Annotated in this window: 19 protein-coding genes and 2 riboswitches; of the genes, 1 reads left to right on the forward strand and 18 read right to left on the reverse strand. The window is 61.4% G+C overall.

Going from position 1 to position 22,428, the window contains the following annotated elements:
• Nucleotides 1-28: 28 nt before the first annotated feature.
• The 17 genes from B7E11_RS12465 to B7E11_RS12545 all read right to left on the reverse strand — a co-directional run bounded on the left by B7E11_RS12465 (nucleotide 29) and on the right by B7E11_RS12545 (nucleotide 20,553).
• Nucleotides 29-916, reverse strand: coding sequence for a carbohydrate ABC transporter permease (locus tag B7E11_RS12465; RefSeq protein ID WP_080834783.1), 888 nt, complete (start codon nucleotides 914-916; stop codon nucleotides 29-31).
• 20 nt (nucleotides 917-936) lie between these two features.
• Nucleotides 937-1,842 (reverse strand): ABC transporter permease, encoded by a 906-nt coding sequence (locus B7E11_RS12470; RefSeq protein WP_080834785.1) that lies wholly within the window; start codon nucleotides 1,840-1,842, stop codon nucleotides 937-939.
• Between the two features lie 880 nt (nucleotides 1,843-2,722).
• On the reverse strand, nucleotides 2,723-4,468 hold the full coding sequence (gene atzF / locus B7E11_RS12475; RefSeq protein ID WP_080835532.1) for an allophanate hydrolase: 1,746 nt from the start codon (nucleotides 4,466-4,468) through the stop codon (nucleotides 2,723-2,725).
• A 22-nt stretch (nucleotides 4,469-4,490) separates the two neighbouring features.
• Nucleotides 4,491-8,369: an urea carboxylase gene (gene uca / locus B7E11_RS12480; protein ID WP_080834786.1), complete on the reverse strand. Its 3,879-nt coding sequence runs from the start codon at nucleotides 8,367-8,369 to the stop codon at nucleotides 4,491-4,493.
• A 34-nt stretch (nucleotides 8,370-8,403) separates the two neighbouring features.
• Nucleotides 8,404-9,054, reverse strand: a complete 651-nt coding sequence (locus B7E11_RS12485) for an urea amidolyase associated protein UAAP2 (RefSeq protein WP_080834787.1) — start codon at nucleotides 9,052-9,054, stop codon at nucleotides 8,404-8,406.
• Nucleotides 9,055-9,091: 37 nt separating this feature from the next.
• Nucleotides 9,092-9,817: an urea amidolyase associated protein UAAP1 gene (locus B7E11_RS12490; protein ID WP_080834788.1), complete on the reverse strand. Its 726-nt coding sequence runs from the start codon at nucleotides 9,815-9,817 to the stop codon at nucleotides 9,092-9,094.
• Between the two features lie 40 nt (nucleotides 9,818-9,857).
• A riboswitch (guanidine-I (ykkC/yxkD leader) is annotated at nucleotides 9,858-9,991 on the reverse strand.
• 67 nt (nucleotides 9,992-10,058) lie between these two features.
• A complete protein-coding gene (locus tag B7E11_RS12495; RefSeq protein WP_080834790.1) occupies nucleotides 10,059-10,841 on the reverse strand; it encodes an ABC transporter ATP-binding protein in 783 nt (260 codons plus the stop codon).
• Nucleotides 10,842-10,855: 14 nt separating this feature from the next.
• Nucleotides 10,856-11,662 carry an ABC transporter permease gene (locus tag B7E11_RS12500; RefSeq protein ID WP_080834792.1) on the reverse strand — a complete coding sequence of 269 codons (807 nt, stop codon included), beginning with the start codon at nucleotides 11,660-11,662 and terminating at the stop codon, nucleotides 10,856-10,858.
• A gap of 7 nt (nucleotides 11,663-11,669) precedes the next feature.
• Nucleotides 11,670-12,695, reverse strand: coding sequence for an ABC transporter substrate-binding protein (locus B7E11_RS12505; protein WP_080834794.1), 1,026 nt, complete (start codon nucleotides 12,693-12,695; stop codon nucleotides 11,670-11,672).
• A gap of 47 nt (nucleotides 12,696-12,742) precedes the next feature.
• Nucleotides 12,743-12,881: riboswitch (guanidine-I (ykkC/yxkD leader) on the reverse strand.
• A gap of 307 nt (nucleotides 12,882-13,188) precedes the next feature.
• Nucleotides 13,189-13,848, reverse strand: a complete 660-nt coding sequence (locus tag B7E11_RS12510) for a type 1 glutamine amidotransferase domain-containing protein (protein ID WP_080834795.1) — start codon at nucleotides 13,846-13,848, stop codon at nucleotides 13,189-13,191.
• A gap of 185 nt (nucleotides 13,849-14,033) precedes the next feature.
• Nucleotides 14,034-14,918: a LysR family transcriptional regulator gene (locus B7E11_RS12515; protein WP_080835534.1), complete on the reverse strand. Its 885-nt coding sequence runs from the start codon at nucleotides 14,916-14,918 to the stop codon at nucleotides 14,034-14,036.
• 301 nt (nucleotides 14,919-15,219) lie between these two features.
• On the reverse strand, nucleotides 15,220-16,113 hold the full coding sequence (locus B7E11_RS12520; protein WP_080834797.1) for a metallophosphoesterase family protein: 894 nt from the start codon (nucleotides 16,111-16,113) through the stop codon (nucleotides 15,220-15,222).
• Between the two features lie 91 nt (nucleotides 16,114-16,204).
• A complete protein-coding gene (locus tag B7E11_RS12525) occupies nucleotides 16,205-16,531 on the reverse strand; it encodes a DMT family transporter (RefSeq protein ID WP_205430432.1) in 327 nt (108 codons plus the stop codon).
• 14 nt (nucleotides 16,532-16,545) lie between these two features.
• Nucleotides 16,546-17,388 carry an HAD family hydrolase gene (locus B7E11_RS12530; RefSeq protein ID WP_080834800.1) on the reverse strand — a complete coding sequence of 281 codons (843 nt, stop codon included), beginning with the start codon at nucleotides 17,386-17,388 and terminating at the stop codon, nucleotides 16,546-16,548.
• A gap of 10 nt (nucleotides 17,389-17,398) precedes the next feature.
• Nucleotides 17,399-18,763: an ABC transporter substrate-binding protein gene (locus B7E11_RS12535; RefSeq protein ID WP_080834802.1), complete on the reverse strand. Its 1,365-nt coding sequence runs from the start codon at nucleotides 18,761-18,763 to the stop codon at nucleotides 17,399-17,401.
• Between the two features lie 49 nt (nucleotides 18,764-18,812).
• Nucleotides 18,813-19,655, reverse strand: coding sequence for a carbohydrate ABC transporter permease (locus tag B7E11_RS12540; RefSeq protein ID WP_080834804.1), 843 nt, complete (start codon nucleotides 19,653-19,655; stop codon nucleotides 18,813-18,815).
• Between the two features lie 16 nt (nucleotides 19,656-19,671).
• Entirely contained in the window at nucleotides 19,672-20,553 is an 882-nt protein-coding gene (locus B7E11_RS12545) for a carbohydrate ABC transporter permease (RefSeq protein ID WP_080834806.1), read from the reverse strand.
• Nucleotides 20,554-20,766: 213 nt separating this feature from the next.
• Between B7E11_RS12545 and B7E11_RS12550 the strand changes: the two genes are divergently transcribed.
• Nucleotides 20,767-21,333 (forward strand): GbsR/MarR family transcriptional regulator, encoded by a 567-nt coding sequence (locus B7E11_RS12550; RefSeq protein ID WP_080835539.1) that lies wholly within the window; start codon nucleotides 20,767-20,769, stop codon nucleotides 21,331-21,333.
• A 113-nt stretch (nucleotides 21,334-21,446) separates the two neighbouring features.
• Here the strand turns inward: B7E11_RS12550 and B7E11_RS12555 are convergent, their stop codons facing one another.
• Nucleotides 21,447-22,418 (reverse strand): sugar-binding transcriptional regulator, encoded by a 972-nt coding sequence (locus tag B7E11_RS12555; RefSeq protein ID WP_080834808.1) that lies wholly within the window; start codon nucleotides 22,416-22,418, stop codon nucleotides 21,447-21,449.
• Nucleotides 22,419-22,428: the final 10 nt, after the last annotated feature.

Raw genomic sequence — 22,428 nt, forward strand, 5'->3', positions numbered from 1 at the left:
GCTCCTGCCGCCTTTTTTGTAAACTAGCTTACCCTTTCACGCTGCCTAGCACCAGCCCTTTGACGAAATATTTTTGCAGAAACGGATAGACGGCCAGCACCGGCAGCGCCGTAATGAAAATTTGGGCGGCCCGGACCGTCCGGCTGGACACCGTCTGCAAAAGCCGGACCTCTTCGAGCGTCATGTTCGTCTGCGTCATCGTCGTCTTGTTCAGAATCGACTGCAAATAGGTCGCCAGCGGGTAATTTTCGGTCCGGTTCATGTAGAGCATGCCGTCGAACCACGAATTCCAGTGCATCACGAGCGTAAACAGGACGATCGTCGCGAGACTCGGCAGCGAAATCGGAAGGTAGACTTTGACCAGCGTTTGGAAATGGCCGGCCCCGTCGATCAGGCTCGCTTCCTCCAGCTCCTTCGGCAGCCCGCGGAAAAAATTGAGCATCAGCAAAATGTTGAATACCTGGACGCCGGTCGGCAGCACGAGCGCCCACATCGAATCGAGCAGGTGCAGCTCTTTGATAACGAGATAGCTCGGAATGATGCCGCCGCTGAACAGCATCGTGAACACGAAAATCCAGGCGTACAGCGTGCGCTGCGGGAAAGAATGGCTTTCCTTCGACAGCGGGTAGGCGACCAGAATCGTGACGGCGACGCCGATCGCAACTCCGAGCACGACGCGAACGAGGCTGTTGGCGAAGGAGTCCGCAAATTGCCCGTTCTGCAGGACGTAGCTGTAGGAGTTGAACGTAAAATCGACCGGCCAAAGCGTCACTTGCCCGGAGCTGGCCGCCGCGCTGGAGCTGAAGGAGACGGCCAGCACGTTCAGCACGGGAAACAGGCAGAGGGCGGTGAGCAGCGTGAGCAGGACGGCATTGAGCACGAGAAAAGCTTTGTATCCGCGCGTCGTCAAATGCATGGCGGCGATCGCCCCTTTCGTCAAAAGATGCGGTACTTGGCAAACCGGTAGGCGAGCCAATAGCCCAGGCCGATCAGGCCGAGCGAAACGACCGATTTGATGAGGCCGACCGCGGCCGCGACGGCGTATTGCGTCTGGACGATCCCGATCCGGTACACGAGCGTATCGAGGATGTCCCCGGTCTCGTAGACGCTCGGGCTGTACAGGTTGAACACCTGGTCGAAGCCGCCGTTCAGAACGTTGCCGAGACTGAGCGTGCCGACGAGCACGATGACCGGCCGGATGCCCGGCAGCGTAATGTGCCACGTCTGCCGCCAGCGGCTCGCTCCGTCGACGACGGCTGCCTCGTACAGGTTCGGATTGACCGAGGTGAGCGCGGCGAGATACACGATCGTATTGAAACCGAACTCCTTCCATTGATCCGTAACGACGAGGACGTACCGGAACCAGTCGTTGCTGGAGAGAAACGACACCGGGTTGCCTCCGAACGCTTTGATGAGGCCGTTGACGATCCCTTCGCTAGGCGACAGAATATCGATGACGATCCCGCCGAGAATGACCCAGGAAAAAAAATGCGGCATATAAATGACCGTCTGAACGTAGCGCTTGAACAGCATCGACCGGACTTCGTTCAGCATGAGCGCCGCCACGACCGGCACGACGATGCCGGCGACGATTTTCATGACCGAGATGATGACGGTGTTGCGGACCGCGGGCATAAAGTCCGGCAGCGCGACCATATATTCGAAGTTGTCCAGGCCGACCCAGTTTGCGTCCGCGAAGCCGACGATCGGATTGAAATCCTGAAAAGCGATGCTGACCCCCAGCATCGGCAAGTAGCTGAAGAGCGCGATCAGCGCGAGTCCGGGCACGAGCATAAGATGGAGCGCCCCGTTTCTGCGAAAGCGTTTTCGAGTTTGCGCCATGTTCCCCCTCCTCCGTGCTTCCAGTATAGGACGGGGCGGGAACACGCCGATAGTGGCGCCTGTTTACTTCCGGTATCTTTTGTTTACGTCGTCCTCCATGACCCGACTGGATTGGCGGCGTGCGCGCGGGGGCAGGGAGATAGATGGGTCATTTTTACTCAACTTCGTGCGTCGTGGTGCGTTTGGCGGGTCGAGATGAGTCGTCATGACCCGACTGGATCGGCGGCGTGCGCGCGGGGGCAGGGAGATGAGTCATTTTTACTCAACTTCGTGCGTCGTGGTGCGTTTGGCGGGTCGAGATGAGTCGTCATGACCCGACTGGATCGGCGGCGTGCGCGCGGGGGCACGGAGATGGGTCATTTTTATGCTGGGTTGGCGCTGGGATATGCTGGGTTATGCTGGGTTGGCGAGGCTCGGTTGGATTTCATCCAATCAAGACCGGCTTTTTCACGAAACTTTTCGGCCTCGTTGGATTTTGTCCAATCTGGAGAGGCCTTTTTTGGCGTTTTCGCCTAAATTCGAAGTTCCTCGTTGGAAAAAATCCACTCTAGCCAACGATTCCCCCGTTTTCCGCTCTTTTGATTGGACAAAATCCAACATAGGCTTCCCTCAGCTTCATCGCTCCCCTTCCGACGTCCCCGAAGTTTTTCTAAGTTATATGTGCCTCCTCCATCGTCCCTAATTTCATTAAGTAATAAGCACCCCCTCGTCCCTAAGTAATATCGCCCTCCGTCGTCCTCGAAGTTTCCCTAAGCAAGGCAATGAAACAGGCTCAAAAAGAAAAACCGCCAGGGGTTTAGCCCTGACGGCGCGCGGCATGAGGATCGATCCGGCGGGAAGATCGCGAATTCCCGGTCTCGATGCGCATTCAGGCGATTCGTCACGAATTTGTCCATGCGTGCCAGCCGCCCAGCGCGCTGATATCTTCGGCGTCTTCGGCGGCATAGGCCTCGCAGAGAAAGCCGGGGACGGCGCGCCCGTCCTCCAGCTCGATTTTGCCGATGCCGAGCGGCGCCGGAATCGAAGCGGCGAACTCCCCGAAGCCGGCGAGCGGCATTTCCCACAGCTCCAGCCGAACGGAAACGCCTCCCGACGACAGCTTGACCAGGCCGGGCTTGGCGGGATCGGTCGGGAGCTTGACCAGCCGGTATTTAGGCGCGGTTTTTGCTTCTTCCGCGAAGGAGGCGCCGCTGGCGATCATCTGGCTTTCCAGCGGGTAGCCGCGCATATGCAGCCCGCAAACGGCGACGAGCGTCGTCCCTTCGGGCGGCTGCATCGCGCTGCCCGCGACGAACCGCTTTGCCGCGCCGCAGACGAACCCCTCCTGGTCGGCCAAGCCGAACAGCGTTATGCCGAACGGCACGTCCGGCGCCGCCTCCCCGGCGGGAACGGCGACCGCGCACAAATCGAGCAAATTGCAGTGGTTCGTATATTTGCCCATGTCGCTGTTCGTTTCGATCGGTTTCTCCCGCACCTGGTCGCGCGTATACGTGCCGCCGGCCGTCGGCATGGCGAGAACCGCCCCGTTCAGCATTTTTTTGGCCTCGAGCTTGAGCGTTTGCAGCCTGTGAACCGCCTTGAACACGTCGGCGGCGTCCCGCGAGCCGGCCGATCCCGAACGCAAAATGCGCTCGGTCACGGGAAACACCTCCGACGGGCGCGATTCGACGAAATCGCCCAATGCCGCCCACCTTTCGGCAACCCACGGGCCGTCGTATAGCACTTTCGCGGCTTCTTCGAACAGACCGGTATCCATCCGTTCGATCGCGATCCCCAGGCGTCCCAGCCGCTGCTCGGCCCGCTGCCAGGCCTGTTCGTACGCTTCGGCGTAAGGGCCGAAGAAAACCGGCTTCTCCTTCGGCAGAATCACCTTTGAAGGAAGCTGCGGCCGCGGCGCCGGAATGTCGCGCGACCACGGATCGTCCGCGCGAACGCCGCGGACGACGGCATCGACCGTCAGCGCGTCGTCCAGCGTGTGCGCGAACACGGTCACGCAGTCGAGGCTCGCGCACGCCGGAACGACGCCCTTCGTCGGCCAGGCGCCGATGCTCGGCTTGTAGCCGACAAGGCCGTGCAGGGCGGCCGGCACCCGACCCGAGCCGGCCGTATCCGTGCCGAGCGAGAAAGCCGCGTGGCCCAGCGCGACGGCGACGGCGGAGCCGCTGCTCGAGCCGCCGCTGATCAGTTCCTCCTTAAAGGCGTTCTTCGTCTCGCCGTAAGGGCTTCTCGTTCCGACGAGTCCCGTCGCGAACTGGTCCAGATTCGTTTTGCCGAGCGGAATCGCGCCCGCTTCGATCAACCGCTCCACGACGGCGGCATGCTCCTCGGGCGTATACGCGAACGCCGGGCAAGCCGCCGTCGTCGGGACGCCCGCCCAGTCGATGTTGTCCTTGATCGCGAACGGAATGCCCCACAGCGGAGCCTTCGTCTTGTCGAGCGTACCGAGCCGGTCCAGATAAGGCTGCGCCAGCTCCAGCGAGGGCGGCGTGATCCAGACCGGATTGCCGCCGTCCTCCCGCGAGCGGCGGACCAGCTCGCGCACGACGGTTTCCGGCGAGAGCTTCCCGTCCCTGTACATCGCTTTCAGCCACGCCGCCGTCAAGCGGCGCGGGATCGAACTCTCCATCGCCATTCTTAATTTCCCCTCCTTATTTCGCCGGCGCGATGCCGATCATGAGCTGCCCCGCCTGCACGCCGTCGCCGGGGGCGACATGGACCGACGATACCCGGCCGGCTTCGGGCGCTTCGATCTCGAACTCCATCTTCATGCTCTCGACGACGGCGATCTTGTCGCCTTTGCCCACGAGCCCTCCCGGCTCCACGTTCACCTTCCAGACGCTGCCCGGGAGCGGACTGCGCACGGCGGCAACTCCGGCGGGCAGCTCCTCCTCGTTCAGCGGCTTGCCGCCATCCTGCTCGCTCGCGTATTCGGCGAGCCCGCGCCGCTTCCAGTCTTCCCGCTCCGCCTGAAACGCCGCCTGCTGCCGGCTGCGGAACTCGCGGGCGGACGCCTCGATCGAGTCGAGGAACCGCAAATACTCGCCGAGATCGAAAGTCGTCTCCTCGACCTCGACCTCGAACCGGCCGCGCAGAAAATCTTCGCGCAGACGAAGCAATTCGTCCGCCGCGACCGGATAAAAACGAATCTGATCGAAAAACCGCAGCAGCCACGGCTTTCCTTCCGGAAAGCTGCCGGTGGAGCGCAGCCGGTTCCACATTTGCACCGTGCGCCCGACGAACTGGTAGCCCCCGGGCCCTTCCATGCCGTATACGCAAAGGTAGGCTCCGCCGATGCCGACCGCGTTTTCCGGCGTCCACGTGCGGGCCGGATTGTATTTGGTCGTCACCAGCCGGTGCCGGGGATCGACCGGCGTCGCGACGGGAGCTCCCAGATAAACGTCGCCAAGACCGAGTACAAGATAATTCGCGTCAAAAACGATCCGCTGCACCTCGTCGATCGATTCGAGCCCGTTGATGCGGCGGATGAACTCCAGATTGCTCGGGCACCACGGGGCGTCCGGGCGGACGTTTTGCTGGTACCGCTCGATGGCAAGCCGGGTCGAAGGATCGTCCCACGACAGCGGCAGCCGGACGATGCGGGAAGGCACCTTCAACGATTCGAGCGGCGGCAGCGCGCGGTCGAGCTCCATGACGCGCTCGCACGCTTCCCGCAGCGAAATGCATTCCGGATCGAGCTGGATTTGCAGCGAACGGATGCCCGGCGTCAGATCGCGGACGGGAAAATCGGCCGCCGACCGCACGGCTTCCATCAACGCATGAACCTGAAAGCGAAGCCGCAAGTCGAGCTCCATCGGGCCGTATTCGACGAGCAGGTTCCGGTCTCCGCTGATGCGGACCGTTATCGGAAACCGGCGGCCTTCCCGTTCCCGGGCGAGCACCGGATAATCGGTCTGCCACTCGCGCTGCGCGGCGGGGGATTCCGTCACGTCCGAAGCGGCCGGCCCTCTCCGGACCGGGGCCGCCGACTCCGCCGGCAGCCTCTTCGAGCCGCCGAACGCGGCGCCTGCCGGTACGGACGCCCCGCCCTCTGCATCGGCTCCGATCGCCTCCAGCATTCGCTCCTGCGCCGCGCGCAGTAGGTCGGCCTCCTCCAGCGTGACGAGCCGGAACCGGATTCTGTCGCCGGGGTGAAGCTGCCCCAGCTTCCACAGTTCGGCCGACGGCACCGTGACCGGACAGACGAAGCCGCCCAGGCTCGGCCCGTCCGGTCCGAGCAAAATCGGCATGTCGCCGGTCAAATCCAGGGCCCCGACCGCGTAGGCGTTATCGTGAATGTTCGACGGATGCAGCCCGGCGTCGCCGCCGTCCTCCCGGGCCCAGGATGGCGCCGGTCCGATCAGCCTGACGCCGGTGCGGGAGGAATTGAAATGCACCTCCCATTCCGTTTCCGTCAAGCTTCGCAAATACTCCGGCCGCAAAAACTCCTCCGTGCAATGCGGGCCGGGGATCGCCCCGATCGTCCACGAACGGGAGATAGCCGGCCGGTACGCCGGATCCAGCTCCATGTCCGGTTCCGGGACCGCAGCCGCGTCCGGAGCCGATACCGCGGCCGCCGTCGCGGCCGTTGCCGGATTCGCCTCCGCAGCCGCAGACGCAATCGGCGTCCGGGCCGTTCCCGCCGCCGATGTCCGGCCCGCTTCCGTCGCCCACGCCGAGGCCGACTCCCTGTCCGGCGCCGCCCCCGGCAGCGCGCTTTCTCCGCCGCGGACGCCGATAACGTCGCCGGCGCGCAACGCTCGCCCGCCGTGGCCGCCGAAGCCGCCGAGCGTAAACGTCGAGGCGCTGCCGAGCACGCGCGGCACGTCGAATCCGCCCTGCACGAGCAGATAGGCGCGCATGCCCGCTTCCGCTTCGGCCAGCCGCAGCGTCTGCCCCCGCTTCGCGAGCGTCGGCCGATACGGCGCGACCGGCTCGCCGTCCAGCTCCGCCTTCATGTCGGCGCCGGTCAGGCAAAACCGCATGTCGCCGCGAAAGCGGTACGCGCCTCCCCGCAGCGTCAGCTCCAAGCCCGGCGCGTCCTCGGCGTTGCCGAGCAGCCGGTTGCCGATGCGGTGCGACAGCGGGTCCATCGGGCCGCAAGGCGGAACGCCGACGTTCCAGTATCCGGCGCGGCCCGGCCAGTCCTGCACGGTCGTCTGCAGCCCGCCGTCCAGCACCTCGATCGCCCGCTCCGCCGGCTGGAAGCCGTCGAGCATCCGCGTGTGGACAAGGCCGCTCGCGCAATCTTCTTCCTGCAGCAGCGACCGAACGTACTGCAAATTAGTCGTAATGCCGTAGAACCGGGTCTCCTCAAGCGCCCGCACCAGCTTGCCGATCGCTTCCTCCCTCGTATCGGCGCGCGCGATCACCTTGGCCAGCATCGGATCGTACAGCGTCGTGACGGTCATCCCGTCGCGTACCCAGGATTCGACCCGGACGCCGTCCGGAAGCACCGCCCGGTCGAGCTGCCCCGCGCTCGGACGGAAGCCCTGCAGGCAATCCTCCGCATAGATGCGCGCCTGGATGCTGTGGCCCTTCGGCTCGGGAACCCTTTCGCCGAGCTCTTTCCATTCGTCTGCCGCCTCGCGAACCATCCATTCCACGAGATCGATGCCGAACACCTCTTCGGTGACGCCGTGCTCGACCTGCAATCTCGTGTTAACCTCTAGAAAATAAAAGCCGTGCGTCTGCGGATCGTACAAAAACTCCACCGTCCCCGCGCTGCGGTATCCGGCCTCGGCGGCCAGGCGCACGGCGGCGGCATGCAGCTCGGCGCGCACCGCGGAAGGAAGGTTCGGCGCCGGCGTCTCCTCGATCACCTTCTGGTTGCGCCGCTGGATCGAGCAATCCCGCTCGCCGAGCGCCACGACTTCCCCGAACCGGTTGCCGAAAATTTGCACCTCGACATGGCGCGCTTTGGCAACGTATTTTTCGAGAAACACGCCGCCGTCTCCGAAGCTCGCCTCGGCCAGCCGGCCTACGGCGTCAAACGCCGCGCGAAGCTCGGCTTCGCCGCCGCACGCCCGCATGCCGATGCCGCCGCCGCCGGCCGTGCTTTTCAGCATGACCGGATATCCGATCCGATCCGCCGCCAAAACCGCGTCCTCGATCCGCCCGATCAGCTCCGTTCCCGGCAGCAGCGGCACGCCCGCCCGCTCGGCGATCGTCCGCGCTTCATGCTTCAGGCCGAATCGCTCCATCTGCTCCGGCTCCGGACCGATGAAAACGATGCCGCTCTCCCGGCAGCGTCTTGCAAACCCGGCGTTTTCGCTCAGGAACCCGTATCCCGGATGAATTGCCTCCGCTCCCGTTTCGCGCGCCGCCCGCAAAATCGCGTCGGCGTTCAGGTAGCTGTCTTTTGCCGTTCCTACGCCGATCAGCACCGCTTCGTCCGCATGATCGACATGCAAGCTGTCCTGGTCGGCCTTCGTATATACCGCCACCGAGCGGATGCCCATCCGGCGCAGCGTGCGCGCGATCCGAAAGGCGATCGCTCCCCGGTTGGCAATCAACACTTTGCTGAACATGTTGCGATCCTCCCCGCTGAAAACCTTTTTTCTCTTACGACTCCCAGATCAGCACGCGCACCGGCGTCGGATTGTAGGCGTTGCACGGATTGTTGAGCTGCGGACAATTGCTGATCAGCGCGGTCACGGACGTTTCCGCCCGCATTTCGACGTAGCGTCCCGGCGCAGACACGCCGTCCGCAAACGTCAGCCCGCCCTCCGGCGTCACCGGAACGTTCATGAAAAAGTTGATATTGGGCGCCAGGTCCCGCTTCGTGTAGCCGTCGCCGCGCTTTGCGAGCTGGAGCATGAACGTGTCCCGGCAGTTGTGCATGGGCAGCGTTTCGTGCGCGTAACGCACCGTGTTGCTCTGCGCGGAGCAAGCGCCGCCAAGCGTGTCGTGCCGCCCGCACGTGTCGGCCACGATCGTGAGCAGCGGCTTGCCGGATTCCGCGCGGAGCACCGAGCCCGTGGTCAAGTAAATGTTTTGCTGGCCGGCGATCGTTTGCACGGCACTGTAGTGATCCTCGGGATTTTCGGCATCGTAAAACAGCGTGTCCGCCGCCTGGTTGCCCTCCAGATCGACGATCCGCAGCACCTGCCCGGGCCGCAAATCCCGCATCCAGCCTTCCCCCGCCGGAATGATGTGGTCGTACGATGCTTCGTCCGGCCTTCGTTCGCTTTCCTTATGGATAAAAACCGTCATCGGCGCTTCCCCCTTGTCTTATCGAATCGTGATTTCGTTATTGGCCGAGCAGCGCAAAATAGCTCCAGGTGTTTTCAAAAGCCCGCCTGTTCTCCGGACGGCGAAGGACGCACGGGTCGGTCGCGGGATCGACGGGGTCCGCCGGCAGCACCTCGATCGCCACGGGAGACGACGGATATGCCGTCGCCGGATCGAGCGGATGCGGCGTATTCGACAGTACGAGCAGCGCGTTCATTTCCAGCCGCAGCGTCACGGATGCCCCCGCCGGACAATGGCCCGGCACGAAAATTGTGTTTCCGTCCTCGTCGCAGTACACTTTGGAGAAAAGATTGACGACCGGGCCCAAATCGCGCAGGCCAAGCCCGCATCGCACGAGCTCCCCGGCCAGATTGTCGCGCCCGTTGCGCAGCCAGTCGTTCCTCTCCCGCTGAAACGAGGTGGTCCCGTACTTGGCCGCAGTCGCTTCCCGCGTCGTGCAGCCGCCGATCGTATCGTGCCAGCCGAGACCGTCCTCCACGATGCTGGCGAGCACGCGGCCGTTGTCCGACATCAGTACGTGTCCTTTCGTCAAATGGGACGTATATTGCGCCTTCAACGTATCCGGCATGTTGTACCGCTCCGTCTTGTCGTCGGCATTGTAAAGCAGCATCGACACGTTCGCGCCCGCCTCAAGCGCGGTAAAGCGGACAAGACGCCCGCGGGCGATCGCGCCGGACCATTTCGCCCCGGGCGCAAGCTCCAAACTCCATACGATCGAACTCATTCGCCTAACCCCCTTGAATAATGAAAGCCCGGGAAATAGAGTCTCCCAGGCTTTTATCCTTCCGTGTCAGCGTCTGCCGAGGCCTTGAAACGGCCAGCGCGTCCGACGCCCCCGTCTCTTGGACCAGGCCCGCGAAGCAGCAAGCTTCCCGGCGGAACCCTAGACAGGTTTTTGCGGTTCTTCGCCCGGCGCGCTCCCATCCCTTCGGAATCGGCGCGGGTTCCGGAACCTTATGCGGTTGTCAATGCTTCAGCAAGGCCGACAAGCGGCGCTTCAGTTCGATAAAGCCGGGCAGCGCCCTCGTCTCTTCCGTCCTCTCGGCCGGAAGCTCGACCGGATGCTCGCTGACGATGCGCCCCGGACTTGCCGCCATGACGCAAACGCGCTGCGACAGAAACACCGCTTCCTCGATGTCGTGCGTTATGAACACGACGGTCGTCTTTTCCTTTGCCCACACTTCGAGCAGCAGCTCCTGCATCTCCAGCTTCGTCTGCGCGTCGAGCGCCCCGAACGGTTCGTCCATCAACAGCACCTTCGGCTTGTTGGCCAGCGCCCGCGCAATGGCGACGCGCTGCTTCATGCCGCCGGACAGCTCCTTCGGAAAGGCGTTCGCGAACGGCTCCAGGCGGATCATCTTCAAATAATAGTCCGAGATTCGCCTCCGTTCGAGCAGCGGAACCCCGCCGAGCTTCGGGCCGTACTCGATGTTTTGCCGCACGGTCAGCCAGGGAAACAGCGTATAGCCCTGGAACACCATGCCCCGGTCCGCGCCGGCGCCGACAATCGGCCGCCCTTCCAGCAGCAATTCCCCGCTCGTCGGCTCCTCAAGCCCGGCCAAAATCCGCAGCAGTGTAGACTTGCCGCAGCCGGAAGGACCGAGCAAGGTCAGAAACTCGTTTTTGCCGATGGTCAGATGGATGTCCCGCAGCGCCTCGAACGTCGATTTGCGGGTTTTGTACACCTTCCCCACCGCGGCGGCCACAATCTGGTTGCGTTCGTCGTCTTGTCGCGCGGTTGCCTGCATGTTTCCGCCCTCCTTTATACCCAGGGAAATAACCGCTTCTGCAGCAGCGCGAAAATCCGGTCGCTGACAAGGCCCAGCAGCCCGATGACGATGATGCCGACGAAAATCTGCTCCGTGTTGAGAAAGCGCTGCGCCTTCATGATCGCATAGCCGAGACCGCTGTTGACCGCCACGAGCTCGGCGACGACCAGGTACGTCCACGCCCAGCCCAAAATGATGCGCAGCGTCGTCATCAGCTCCGGGCGAATCGCCGGCAGCAGCACCGTGTCGACCGCTTGCCAGCGGCTGGCGCCGAGCGTGAACGAGGCTTGCAGCAGATCGGCCGATACCCGGCGCGTCACGTCCGCCACCATTAGCACCAATTGGAAAAAGCAGCCGATGAAGATGAGCAATATTTTCGCCCATTCGCCGATGCCGGCCCACACCATGACGAGCGGAATGAACGCCACGGCCGGCATGTAGCGGATAAATTCCATCGGCGGCTCGATCAGCGCCGCTCCGGCGCGGAACGTGCCCGCGAAGATGCCGATCGGAATGCCGAGGAAACAGGCGAGGAGAAAACCCGCGCCGACCCGAAAGACGCTCATTCCGATGTGCGACCAATATTCCTCCGTCCCCAGCAGCCGGAAAAACTCGACCAGCACCCGGTGCGGCTGCGGCAGAAAGACCGGATTGACCAGCTTCGCGTAGCTGAGCAGCGACCAGACGCCGACGATGCCGACGAAAGCGGCAACGGCCAGACCGGCAAACAGCGAAGGGCTGATGTCCTTGAAGATCTGCAGCTTGTATCGTTTTCCGGCCTCGCCTCTCGCTTGCGCCATCTTAAGCTCACTCTCCCGCCAGCTGCTTGATGAATTTCGGCTCCAGCACCTCGGAAAGGTCCGGCACCGCGCTCAGCATATCCAGATTTTTAAGGAATTCGGCCGTTTTTTGGCCCGTGTATTGGAGCGATTCGTACGTTTCTCCTTCGGTAAACGCCTTTGCGTTGTCCTCCAGCGAAAACAGCTTGATGCTGTCCATGCCGAGCTTGTAATCTTCCACCGTCGTTTCGGCATGCTTGGCCATGATTTCCAGCCCTTCCTGCTCGTTGTCCGCGTACCAGGCGACGGCGTCGAACCAGGCGGCGACGACCTTCTGCACGTCGTCCGGGCGTTTCTCTACGACGGATTCCTTGAACACGAGCAAGTCCGGAATCAGTCCCGGCGTGTCCTTCGAGGAGAACAAAATTTTGCCTTTTCCCTCTTTGACCGCCTGCGTCTGAAACGGCTCCCACAGGACGGACGCGTCGGTCTTGCCGCTGATGAAGGCCGGGCCGGCGTCGTTGACCGTCATGTTGACGTAGTTGATGTCCTGCTCCGACATCCCGTTTTCCGCGAGGGCGGTAAGCAGCAGCAAATGGTCGACGGTGCCGAGCTCGGTGGCGACCGTTTTGCCCTTCAAATCGGGGATGCCGGCGATTTCCGGCTTGGCGACGATCGCGTCCCCGCCGTTCGAGTTGTCGTTGACGAGCACCGCCTTGAGCCCGATGTCCCTGGAGGCGGGAGCCAGCGTGTCGCTCAGCGTCTGGCTGTTGGCGTCGACCTGTCCGGTCGCGAGCGCCTGCAGCGAGTCGCTGTACACCGGGAACCAGGTCAGTTCGACGTTGACGCCCTGTTTTTCGAAAAAGCCCTTTTCCTCGACGACATACCAGAAAAACCAGCCCGGCCACGGACTGAGCGCCAGCTTGATCGGCTCTTCCGAGGACGACGACCCTTGCGAATTGCCGCCCGCTCCCCCGCAGCCGGCGATAAGCGCCAAAGCGAGCAGGAGCGCGGCCAGCCCTGCGGCGGCGGCTTTGTTGAGATTCCTTTTCATAACCCACTTCCTTTTCAGATAATATAAAAAAGCCCAAGGAGATCGAAATCTCCCGGGCTTTTATCCCTCCGTGTATATGAACGGCTCGGGCCGTTCATACGCCGTCTCTCGGACCAGCTTAAACGGGGCGGAAACTTGCATGTCTGCAAGCGCTCGCCGCTTAACGGAACCCTAGACGGCATTGGCTTCCCCCGCGGAACGGAGGAACATATAGGCGTTTTTGCGTTAAGTTTAATTACACGAATTGGATTTCCGTGTGTTTAATCGGATTATATGTCAGTTTATTTGCGGTCGTCAACCCCTTTTTTTGGTTTTTGTCAGGTTGTATGACATTGGAGTTGTGGCGAGCGCGTGAAACTGGAAGGTCGAACGGCTGGCGGAGGGTTGCGAGGAAGGAGGATTGGAGGGGGAATCGATGCCCGACAGCGACAGAAGACCCGGCGACGTTATAAAAAAACGCCCTCCCGGTACGGGAAGGCGCCATGGCGCGGCGTCAGCCGAGCTTGTCGATGACGGCTTTCGCGACGGCCAGCGTCGATTGGGGATTTTGTCCGGTAATCAGATTGCCGTCCGTCACGGAATGGGCGGACCAATTCGGAGCCGCGACGAAAATCGCTCCCAGCTCGCGCAGCCTGCTTTCGAGCAGGAACGGAAGATGGCGGTCCAACCCGGTTTCCGCCTCTTCGCCGTTGGTAAAAGCGCTGACCCGCCTGCCGGCGACGAGCGGCTGGCCGTCCGAAAGCGTTGCGCCGACAAGGCCCGCCGGCCCGTGGCAAACGGCGGCCACGACGCGCCCCCCTTCGTAAAATTCGCGCAGCAGCTGCCCCAACTTCGCATTGCCCGGCAAGTCGTACATCGTCCCGTGCCCGCCCGGCAAAAAAATCGCGTCAAAGCCTTCGGACGACACCTCGTCCAGCCTAGATACGTTTTCCAAGAGACGTCTCGTATCCGCAATCTCCTGAGGCGTGTCCGGGCCGATGCTGCCCGGATCGACCGGAACCGCTCCTCCGAGAGGTCCGGCTACCGTCACCTCGTACCCCCGGCGAACGAATTCGACGTAAGCTTCTCCGAATTCGGACAGCCAGATGCCCGTCGTCCTTCCCTCATGGATTTCCGAATGATTCGTCACGACAATCAGCACTTTTTTCGTCATGTTTTCCCCTCCCGATTTCGTTCGTTCACCGTAATTGTAAGATCGGGAGTCGAATAAAACAAATTATGAATTTGTACAAATTCCATAAATTTTTTTATAGATAAAACATGCCGTATTCGGACCTCCGTATCCTCAGACTCGGCCCCGACGTTGGATGCGCAGCGATAGGCGACAGGTTCGATCCGTCAGTCCCGCCCCTCCGAGCGCCGCTCGCGAATGATCTCCATCGCGTCCCTGATTTCGGGCATGTTTTTGTTTTTGCTCTGATAGGCGAAAAACAGCTCGTTCCGCACGCTCATATCCTCGTAAATCGCCCGGACCTTCCCGCTCGGCGACGCCTCCAGCAAATAGGTCGGCATCAGCGTCAGTCCCGCTCCCGCCTCCACCGCTTCCAGCAGCATGCGCAAATCGGGAATGACGTGGATCGGGCGGATTTGCGGCCGTTTCCGGAAATGCTCCCTCCAAAATCGCCGGATAATCGGCAATTCCAGCCCGTAGCTGAGCCAGTCCTGCCTCGCAAGCCACCGCTCCCTTCCCTTCGGGCCGACCTCGTCCGGCGCTTCGATCCCGTTCGGGGCGATCACGACGAACCGTTCTTCCCGCAGCTTCTCATATTCGATTCCGGGTACCGGAATTTTTTTCGAGGTGACGATCAGATCCGTTTTGTCTTCCCGCAAAAGTTCGAGCAGGTGCTCGGCCGTTCCGAGACTGCAAACGGTATTCGCCCGAAACTCCGTTATTCGCGGAAGAATCGCCTCGCGGAAAAATTCGTGCGCCGCTCCGATTCTGACCGTTTTCAGCAGCGGGGAGGCGGCTTTCCGGAAGCTCATCGCCGTTTCTTCCAGCCCCTCGACCAATGGAGCCACCTGCGAATACAGCATCTTTCCCCTCTCGGTCGGGACGATTTTTCTTCCCGTTCTCGCAAACAAAGGCTCTCCCGCTTCCGCTTCGAGGGCAGCAAGGTGCTGGCTCATGGCCGGCTGCGTCATCATGCGGGCTTTGGCCGCCTCGGATACCGAGTTGTGCTTGTAGATCGCGGCAAAGCTCCTGTACCATTCGAAATCGACCATGCTCCAAATTCCTTTCGCTCGTTCTTGGCCTGCAACTCCAGTGTATCCGAACGTGCGCCCGGGGAAAAGGGAGCCGCCCGCCGCGGCTTCCTTTCCTCTCTCTTCATCCGACGTATCCGATATCGCTGCCTTGACCCATTTCAACAAAGCATTCAAAAAGCTGACCGGCGTCTCTCCGCGCGATTACCGCAAGCAGGGCGGGCCTTGAAAGGGCGGAAAAAGCGGCTTTCCCTGCCCTCGGACGGTTAAGCGGCGATCGGACGAAAGCGAAAGGCCCGCCTGCGCGGCGGGCCGATTCCTTCTATTCGACCGGGTATTCGATCCGGAACGTTGCGCCTTCCACCCAAGTTCCCGAGGCGAAATCCCGGCCTCTGACGAGCACGGAGCCCGGATAAACGTCCACATAATAGCCCTGGCTGCCTTCCTTGCGCTCGTCGTCGTCCGTCCATAAATACGCGACGGATGCGGCATTGAGCATCGCCGGCAGCCGCTCGTCCGCTGCCCGGAACGTGTTCGCCGCTCCCAGCTCCCAGTGCGTATGCCCCGTAAACAGGATCGCCTGCCGGTGCCGGGACAGAACGGCTTTGAGCTCCTCGTCCTGCATGACGCCGTACCAGCCCTGCGCTTCCGCCGAACCCGCGACCGTGTTTTTCAACGGCTGATGCAGAAATACGAATGCCGGCTTATCCGGCGAAGCGTCCTCGCCAAGCTTGGCGTCCAGCCAATCGAGCTGTCTTGCCGACAAGCTGCAGAACAGATCGTCCGCTTCCTCCGTACCGAGAAAAATAAAATGATAGCCGCCGATCCAGGCATCGTGATAAGCGGAGCTCGTCCCCGCCGCTTCCAAATAGCGGGCCAGCCGTTCCTCCCAAACGCCGGACCCGACGTCGTGGTTGCCCATCGTGAACCGGATTTCCGGCAGCCGCCCCTTGAAGTCTTCCCGAATTCGCCGGAACTCCGCGTATTCGTCCGGAAAGCCGTGGTCGGTCACGTCTCCCGCGTGCATAATGCCGCGGCTTGCCGGCGCGTTGTCCGCAATGTCCCGCAGCGCGCGTTCCAGGTTGCGATTGTATACGTGATCCGGATCGGAAGTGACATGGGTGTCGGTGATGACCTGAAAGGACAGCAGCGGCACCCCTTCCTCTTGCGCCCGCTTCGGCGGCCGTTTTTCGGGACGATCCCCGTTTGCGCTCATGATTTTCCTCCTTGTTTGACGAGCCTTGCAGCCCGGGTTCTCGAAGCCGTGAACGATCGCGATTTTCCGGAGTCACCGTGCGGCGACCGTTCTAGTGCCCTTTGCCGCCGCTCATGTTCAGTCCGATGACGCCGACGACGATGACCGCGATCCAGATCACCGAAGCCATCGGCAGCCGTTCCTTGAACCAGAAATGCCCCGCCAGCGCGATCAGGACGATGCCGACCCCCGACCAGACGGCATAGGCGGTGCCGACATCGATATAGCGAAGCGCGAAATTCAAGCAGGTGAAGCTCGCCCCGTAAAGGCCGAACATCATGAGCGACGGCATAAGCCTCGTAAAGCTTTCCGATAACTTCATGGAGATCGTGCCGGACAGCTCCAGCACGATCGCCAGACTCAAAAACAGCCAACCCATCGCATTACCGCCTTTCATCCCTCGTCCGGCTCCGGCTCCGGCTGCACGGAAAGTTCGCCGTAGGACGCGACGACCGCGTCGGCATCGGCCAAGCGCGTCGCCGGGACCGTTCCGGCAGCGGCCGAATGCGACTCCGCGGTGCCAGCCGCGATGCCGGCGGCCCCGGCAGCGATGCCGATGGCCGCGGCGGCGCCTGCCGCTTTGGCCATGCGCATGTCGCCGTTCGTGTCGCCGATGACGACTGCCCGCGCAGGATCGACGGACAGGCGGCGGCAAGCCAGCTCCGCCATGTCGGGAAACGGCTTGCCACGCCGCACGAGATCCGTGCCGACGCAAGCGCCGAACAGCGGCCGCACCCCGAGCCACTCGAGGTGCCGTTCGGCCTCGGCCGTTTCGTCCGCGGTCACGACGGCGAGCTTGAATCCCGCGCTCCGGCACCGCTCCAGAAACGAAACCGCCCCCGGCAGCGGCCGCACCCTCCGGTCGAGCCGAAGCCGCTCGTCCGCCAGCTGCCTGCCCTGCTGCGCGGCCGTCTTCGCCTCGGCCCAAGACAGCCCCGAGCGGTAGCCGTGCCACGCCAGGATCGAGAGCAGCTCGTCGATCGTTCCCATCGCGAGCGGCCCGTTCCGGTCGTAACCGGATACCTCGCCGTCCGGGCCGGAGCGCGTCCCCCACAGCGCGGACATGTCCGCGCCGATCGGCGGCAGTCCCCGCTCCTTCAAAAAAGCGGAGAACGAAGCGAGCAAACACTCGCTCCAGTTCCCCCAAGTGTACATAAAGTCCAGCAGCGTGCCGTCTTTATCGAACAATATCGCGTCCGCCCGATAAGCGGTCCCCGCCGCGATCAATAACGGCATCGGAATTCACCTACTTGTTCAGCCTGTCCAGCTCGCGCTGGGCCGTTTCCTTCGCTTCCTTGAGCGCTTCGGCCGCCGGCGTATTGCCGATTTGCACTTTGTCCGCCGCGATCTTCAGCGCGTCCGAGATCTTCCCGCCGGTCGGATCCTGGAACGGCTTCGACGCGTGGGTGGCTTGCTGGAGCGGAACCTTGATTTGCGGGTTCGTTTCGCTGAATTCGACGAACGCGGGATCGTCCAGCGCGGATTGCCTCACGGCGATGTATCCGGTGTTCATCGACCAGAAGGCGGTGTTTTCCGCGTTCATGAAAAAGTCGAACCACTTGATGGCGGCCTGCTGCTGCTCGGGGCTCGCTTTGGCCGGGATGCCCGCCATGATGGCCTCCGCCACCGGCTTGCCTGCGCCTGCGCCCTCCCAGCCGGGCTGCTCCATCGCGGCGACGATGTTGAAATCGAGATCGCCCTGGTCGCCGCTCGATCCGGTGTAGCCGGCCGCTTGGCCTTTCATGACGTCGTCGATCGTTTTGTACCAATACTCCCAGCCTTGGCCGCCCGAATGAATCCGCATGATCTGCTCGTCATGAATCCACTTGCGGAACAGCTCCCACGTCTCCACCCATTCCGGCGAGTCGATCAGCACCGTTTTGCCGTCCTCGCTCAGGATGCTGCCGCCTTTGCTCAAGACGGCATCGATCATATTGCCGGCGCCCCACATCGGCTCCCAGCCGTAGAACGTCGTTTTGCCGCCTTCCTTGACGGTCATCGTCGCGGCCGCTTCGGCGAGCTTTTCCCACGTGGTCAGCTCCTCGGCCTTGATGCCGTGCTTCTCGAACGCGTCCTTGCGGTAATACATCACCTGCGTCGTGCCATACATCGGCAGGAAATACTGCTTGCCGTCCACCTGTCCTTGCTCGAGGAACGTCGGAATGACGTCGTCCTTGTCGAAGTCGGGCAGCGACGCCAGCAGGTCGTCAAGCGGGGCGTAATAGCCTTTCCGGGCCCAGTCTACATTCGAGGACAGCACGGCCGCCGGAACGCTGCCGGCGGCGATTGCCGCCTGCAGCTTTTGCTCCGTTTCCGAGTAATCCGCCTGCACGACCGGCTTGACGATCACTTCCTGCTGCGAGGCGTTGAACTTGTCGATCAGCGTCTTCATATTTTCGCCCAGCTTGCCGCCGAGCCCGTACCAGAATTCGATCGTGACGGGCTCCTGCGCCGCCGAGGATGCCGGGGCGGAAGACGCGGCGGATTCGGACGGAGAAGCGTTTGACGCGCCTGCGTTTGTTTCGTTTCCGGAGCTTGCGCCGCAAGCGGCGAGCAGCATCGATGCGGCGAGTGCAAGCGAAGCTGCCGCGGTTTTTTTCCTTTTCAACATGGTAGGTTCCCTCCACTTTTCTTTTAAACTCCGAAGTGCGTTGTTTCCCTTATCCCTTGCTGGCTCCCGCGGACAGGTTGACGCTGCGGATGATCGTCTTTTGCGTCAGCAGAAACAGAAGCAGCAAAGGCGCGATCGTAAACGCGCTGGCGGCCATAATGAGCGGCCACTTGAGCCCGTAAGCACCCCCTTCCACGAAAAAGCTGCGCAGGCCGGCCGACACGAGCTGCAAATCCGGATTTTTCGTGATGAGCATCGGCCAGAAATAGTTGTTGTATTGCTCGATAAAGGTAATGAGGGCAAGCACGGCGAACGACGCGCGGGTCAGCGGAAGGACGATCGTCCACAAAATGCGGAAGTGGGATGCGCCGTCGATTTGTCCGGCTTCGACCAGTTCATGGGACACCTGAAGAAAAGCCTGCCGGATCAAAAAGATCGAGAACACGCTGACGCAGTTGGACAAAATCAGCCCGGCGTACGAATCGAGCAGGCCCAGCCGGCTCAGGACGAGATATCCCGGCAAATAGACCGCGGTGGCGGGAATCATGTACCCGACCAGCACGATGGCCGTAAACGCCCCCTTCAAACGGAATTTCATATGGGTTAGCGCGTAAGCCATCATGGCGGAATTCACGATTTGAATCGCGACGATCGCGGAGGCGACGAAGATGCTGTTCGCCATATAGCGCGCGAAGGGCGCGGCGGCCCAGGCGTCGCCGAAATTGCTCCAGAGCGGGTCCTGCGGCCATAGCGTAGGCGGAAATTGCCAAATCTCGTCGTTCGTTTTCAGCGCGCTGGATGCCATCCAATAGAACGGGAATGCCATAAGCAGCGCGGCCGCGGCCAGCGCCAGATGCCGGACGGCTTGTCCGAGTCGTTTCCAGGCTTGCATGTCGTCTCTCCTTCGCTTAGGAGTAATGGACGGTGCGGCGACCAGCCCAAAAGGAAAGAATGGACAGGGCGACGCAGCCGAAAATGAGCGTCATGGCGACGGACGAGGCTTCGCCGATCCGGAACGAATCGAAAGCCGATTGGTAGTAAAGGTAGAGCAGCGTGCGGGTCGTGCCGGCCGGTCCGCCCTGCGTCAGCACGTTGATTTGATCGTAAGCCTGCAGCGCCTGGATCGTCTGGACGACGAAGAGGAAAAACGTCGTCGGCGAAATGAGCGGAAGCGTCACGTGCCGGAATTTGCCCCAAGCCCCCGCTCCGTCCAGTTCGGCTGCCTCCAGCAAGTCCGAAGGCACCTGGCGAATCGCGACCAGATAAAAAATCATGCACCAGCCGGCCGCTTTCCAGACGGTAACGAGCAGGACGCCGACGAGCGCCCAGGCCGGGTCTTCCAGCCAACGGACGCCATCCAGCCCGAACGACCGCAAGATGCTGTTGGCGAGTCCGACTTCGGGCTCGTAAATCCACGACCAGACGATCGAGACGGCCACCATCGGCGTCACCCAGGGAGAGAACATCAGCAGCCGGTACACCGCCCCGCCCTTGAGCTTGTTTCCGAGCAGGACGGCCAGCAGAAGACCGAAGGCCATAATGGGCAGCACGCTGCCGGCGCAAAACAGAAAGGTGACCTTCAGCGACTGGTAGAAATTCGGGTCCTGCCACAAATAACGATAATTGTCCAGGCCGACGAACGTTTTTTCGGGACTCATGAAGTCCCATTCCATGAAACTGAGATAAATGACGTAGGCCAGCGGAAACAGCCAGAACATCGTCAGCGGGATCATCGCCGGCAGCGTGAACGACAGCGCCTTGAGATCTCCGATCAGCCGGGAACGCTTCATAGTTCCTCCTTTTTATCCATTCAATATTTTTTTAATTTTTGCTATAATTGAGGTTGCAAATGAGGATTCGGCCTCTCTGTTCAATAATTATTGTACGTTCATTCGGAATGAGAATGGTTAATGCTGCGTGAAGCGAAGATCAAGTTCATGTAAAATTTTCAGCGAAATTCAGATTTGCGGAGGATCATCGTGAAGAAGGCCACTTCCGGAAAAATGAAAGAGCCCGCTACGCGCCGCGAGGAGCTCAGATTCAAAGTCATCGACGCCATCGCGCAAACGATGGACTTGTACGGCGCAAACTACTCGTTCGGCCAGTTGTACGGAATTATGTTTTTCGAGGATCGGCCGATGACGCTGGAAGAAATGCAGGAACGGATGAACATGAGCAAAAGCAACATGAGCTATGCGGTCCGTTCGCTGCTCGGCTCCCAAATGGTCGTCAAACTGAAGGAGAAGGACGAGCGGAAGGATTTGTACCGGGCGGAAACGGATTTTTTTCAAACGTTCCGCAATTTTTTCGCGGCCAAGCTGCAGCGGGAAATCGACATCATGCGCGAGGCCGTCGAAGCTTCCGTCCCGGAGCTGTCGGAAGCGATTCTGGATCTCGGCACGCCGGAGGAGGAGCGCAAGCTGTGTCTCGAGGATTTGCACAAGCTGAGGCATGCCGCCCAGTATTACGACTGGCTGCAAAGCTTCGTCGACAACCTGAAGGCGGGCGTATTTTTCGAGAATGGAGAGCCGGGAAGGCCGGGAGAACCATCGGAATCGGAGAAGCTGTAACGCGGGCACATTCGCGGCTGCGGGTTGTTTGAGCGGCAAGCATTCATGCAAAAAAAGGGCTTTCCGGCGTCGCAGACGGCAACGAGGAAAGTCCCTTTTCTCTAAATTTATAATCAGGCGTTTCGAATGGCCGGCAGCAAATGTTTCGCGGTTTCTTCCGTCGTGATCAAAATGCCGATCAGACCCCCGAGCAGCGCTCCCCGAATCGCTTGAACTTTCTGCAACCCGTGCGCGATGCCGATTCGGAGCTCGATGTTCAGAAAATCTTCGGGCGTAATTCCGATGACGCGCTCGCTCAGGCGTTCGTAGGCCGAAAAAACGCCGTTCCGATCGAAAAAATGAAACGCAATGTCGCCGGCCAGGCCGGAGGACATCAGTTCGGGATGCAAGTCCGCCGCCAAATTCGCGGAAATAATGGTGGCGTCAGATCCGATATGGCCGATGCCGACGATCGCGGCGTTTACGCGCTTCGTCTCCTCCATAATTTCCCGAACGCTGGGGTCGTCCAGAAATCGGACTTTGCTCTCCATCGCCGAGACGATCGCCGGAGCCGGCAGGAGCAGCGCTTTGCCGTGAAGCGCCCGAGACCACTGCTGGACGACGGAAGTCGCCGGAACCAGCTCCTCCTTGGCCCCCAATCCTCCCGACAACTGAATCAGCTTGAGGTCAGGACGGGCGTCGCAGCTGTGCATATGAGTGCCGACCGCATACAGCGTTCGCCCCCATCCGAGTCCGACCGAACCGCGATCGGGCAGAACGGAGTTCAAATAGGAGCTTGCCAGCGCTTCGAACGAAAAGCCCGCCCGCTCGTCCGAACGCAGGACGACGCAATCTTTCAGCCCCGCAGCTCCGACAAGTTCGGATTCCAGCGACTCGCAGCGCCAGCTTTCGAAATCCGAAGAAATCCGGAATTGAACGACCCCTTGGTCCCTCGCCTCCTGTAAAAAACGCGCGACGGACGATCGCCCCACATTGAGCTGCTCGGATATTTCCTGCTGGTTGTAGCCCAAAATGTAATACATCCGGGCTACCCGTTCCAGAAAGCTTCTTTTGGAAAGCTGGCCTTTTCTAGGCGTTCCTTGCATGGCATTCCCT

It is taken from the genome of Cohnella massiliensis (assembly GCF_900169535.1).
Classification (GTDB): domain Bacteria; phylum Bacillota; class Bacilli; order Paenibacillales; family Paenibacillaceae; genus Cohnella; species Cohnella algarum.

Coding starts and splice junctions, on each gene's coding strand:
- B7E11_RS12550 (WP_080835539.1), top strand. CDS start 20,767: ATGAAAGAGCCCGCTACGCGCCGCGAGGAGCTCAGATTCAAAGTCATC.
- B7E11_RS12485 (WP_080834787.1), bottom strand. CDS start 9,054: ATGACGGTTTTTATCCATAAGGAAAGCGAACGAAGGCCGGACGAAGCA.
- B7E11_RS12545 (WP_080834806.1), bottom strand. CDS start 20,553: ATGAAGCGTTCCCGGCTGATCGGAGATCTCAAGGCGCTGTCGTTCACG.
- atzF (WP_080835532.1), bottom strand. CDS start 4,468: ATGGAGAGTTCGATCCCGCGCCGCTTGACGGCGGCGTGGCTGAAAGCG.
- B7E11_RS12490 (WP_080834788.1), bottom strand. CDS start 9,817: ATGAGTTCGATCGTATGGAGTTTGGAGCTTGCGCCCGGGGCGAAATGG.
- B7E11_RS12540 (WP_080834804.1), bottom strand. CDS start 19,655: ATGCAAGCCTGGAAACGACTCGGACAAGCCGTCCGGCATCTGGCGCTG.
- B7E11_RS12535 (WP_080834802.1), bottom strand. CDS start 18,763: ATGTTGAAAAGGAAAAAAACCGCGGCAGCTTCGCTTGCACTCGCCGCA.
- B7E11_RS12470 (WP_080834785.1), bottom strand. CDS start 1,842: ATGGCGCAAACTCGAAAACGCTTTCGCAGAAACGGGGCGCTCCATCTT.
- B7E11_RS12510 (WP_080834795.1), bottom strand. CDS start 13,848: ATGACGAAAAAAGTGCTGATTGTCGTGACGAATCATTCGGAAATCCAT.
- B7E11_RS12555 (WP_080834808.1), bottom strand. CDS start 22,418: ATGCAAGGAACGCCTAGAAAAGGCCAGCTTTCCAAAAGAAGCTTTCTG.
- B7E11_RS12505 (WP_080834794.1), bottom strand. CDS start 12,695: ATGAAAAGGAATCTCAACAAAGCCGCCGCCGCAGGGCTGGCCGCGCTC.
- uca (WP_080834786.1), bottom strand. CDS start 8,369: ATGTTCAGCAAAGTGTTGATTGCCAACCGGGGAGCGATCGCCTTTCGG.
- B7E11_RS12495 (WP_080834790.1), bottom strand. CDS start 10,841: ATGCAGGCAACCGCGCGACAAGACGACGAACGCAACCAGATTGTGGCC.
- B7E11_RS12500 (WP_080834792.1), bottom strand. CDS start 11,662: ATGGCGCAAGCGAGAGGCGAGGCCGGAAAACGATACAAGCTGCAGATC.
- B7E11_RS12465 (WP_080834783.1), bottom strand. CDS start 916: ATGCATTTGACGACGCGCGGATACAAAGCTTTTCTCGTGCTCAATGCC.
- B7E11_RS12525 (WP_205430432.1), bottom strand. CDS start 16,531: ATGGGTTGGCTGTTTTTGAGTCTGGCGATCGTGCTGGAGCTGTCCGGC.
- B7E11_RS12515 (WP_080835534.1), bottom strand. CDS start 14,918: ATGGTCGATTTCGAATGGTACAGGAGCTTTGCCGCGATCTACAAGCAC.
- B7E11_RS12520 (WP_080834797.1), bottom strand. CDS start 16,113: ATGAGCGCAAACGGGGATCGTCCCGAAAAACGGCCGCCGAAGCGGGCG.
- B7E11_RS12530 (WP_080834800.1), bottom strand. CDS start 17,388: ATGCCGTTATTGATCGCGGCGGGGACCGCTTATCGGGCGGACGCGATA.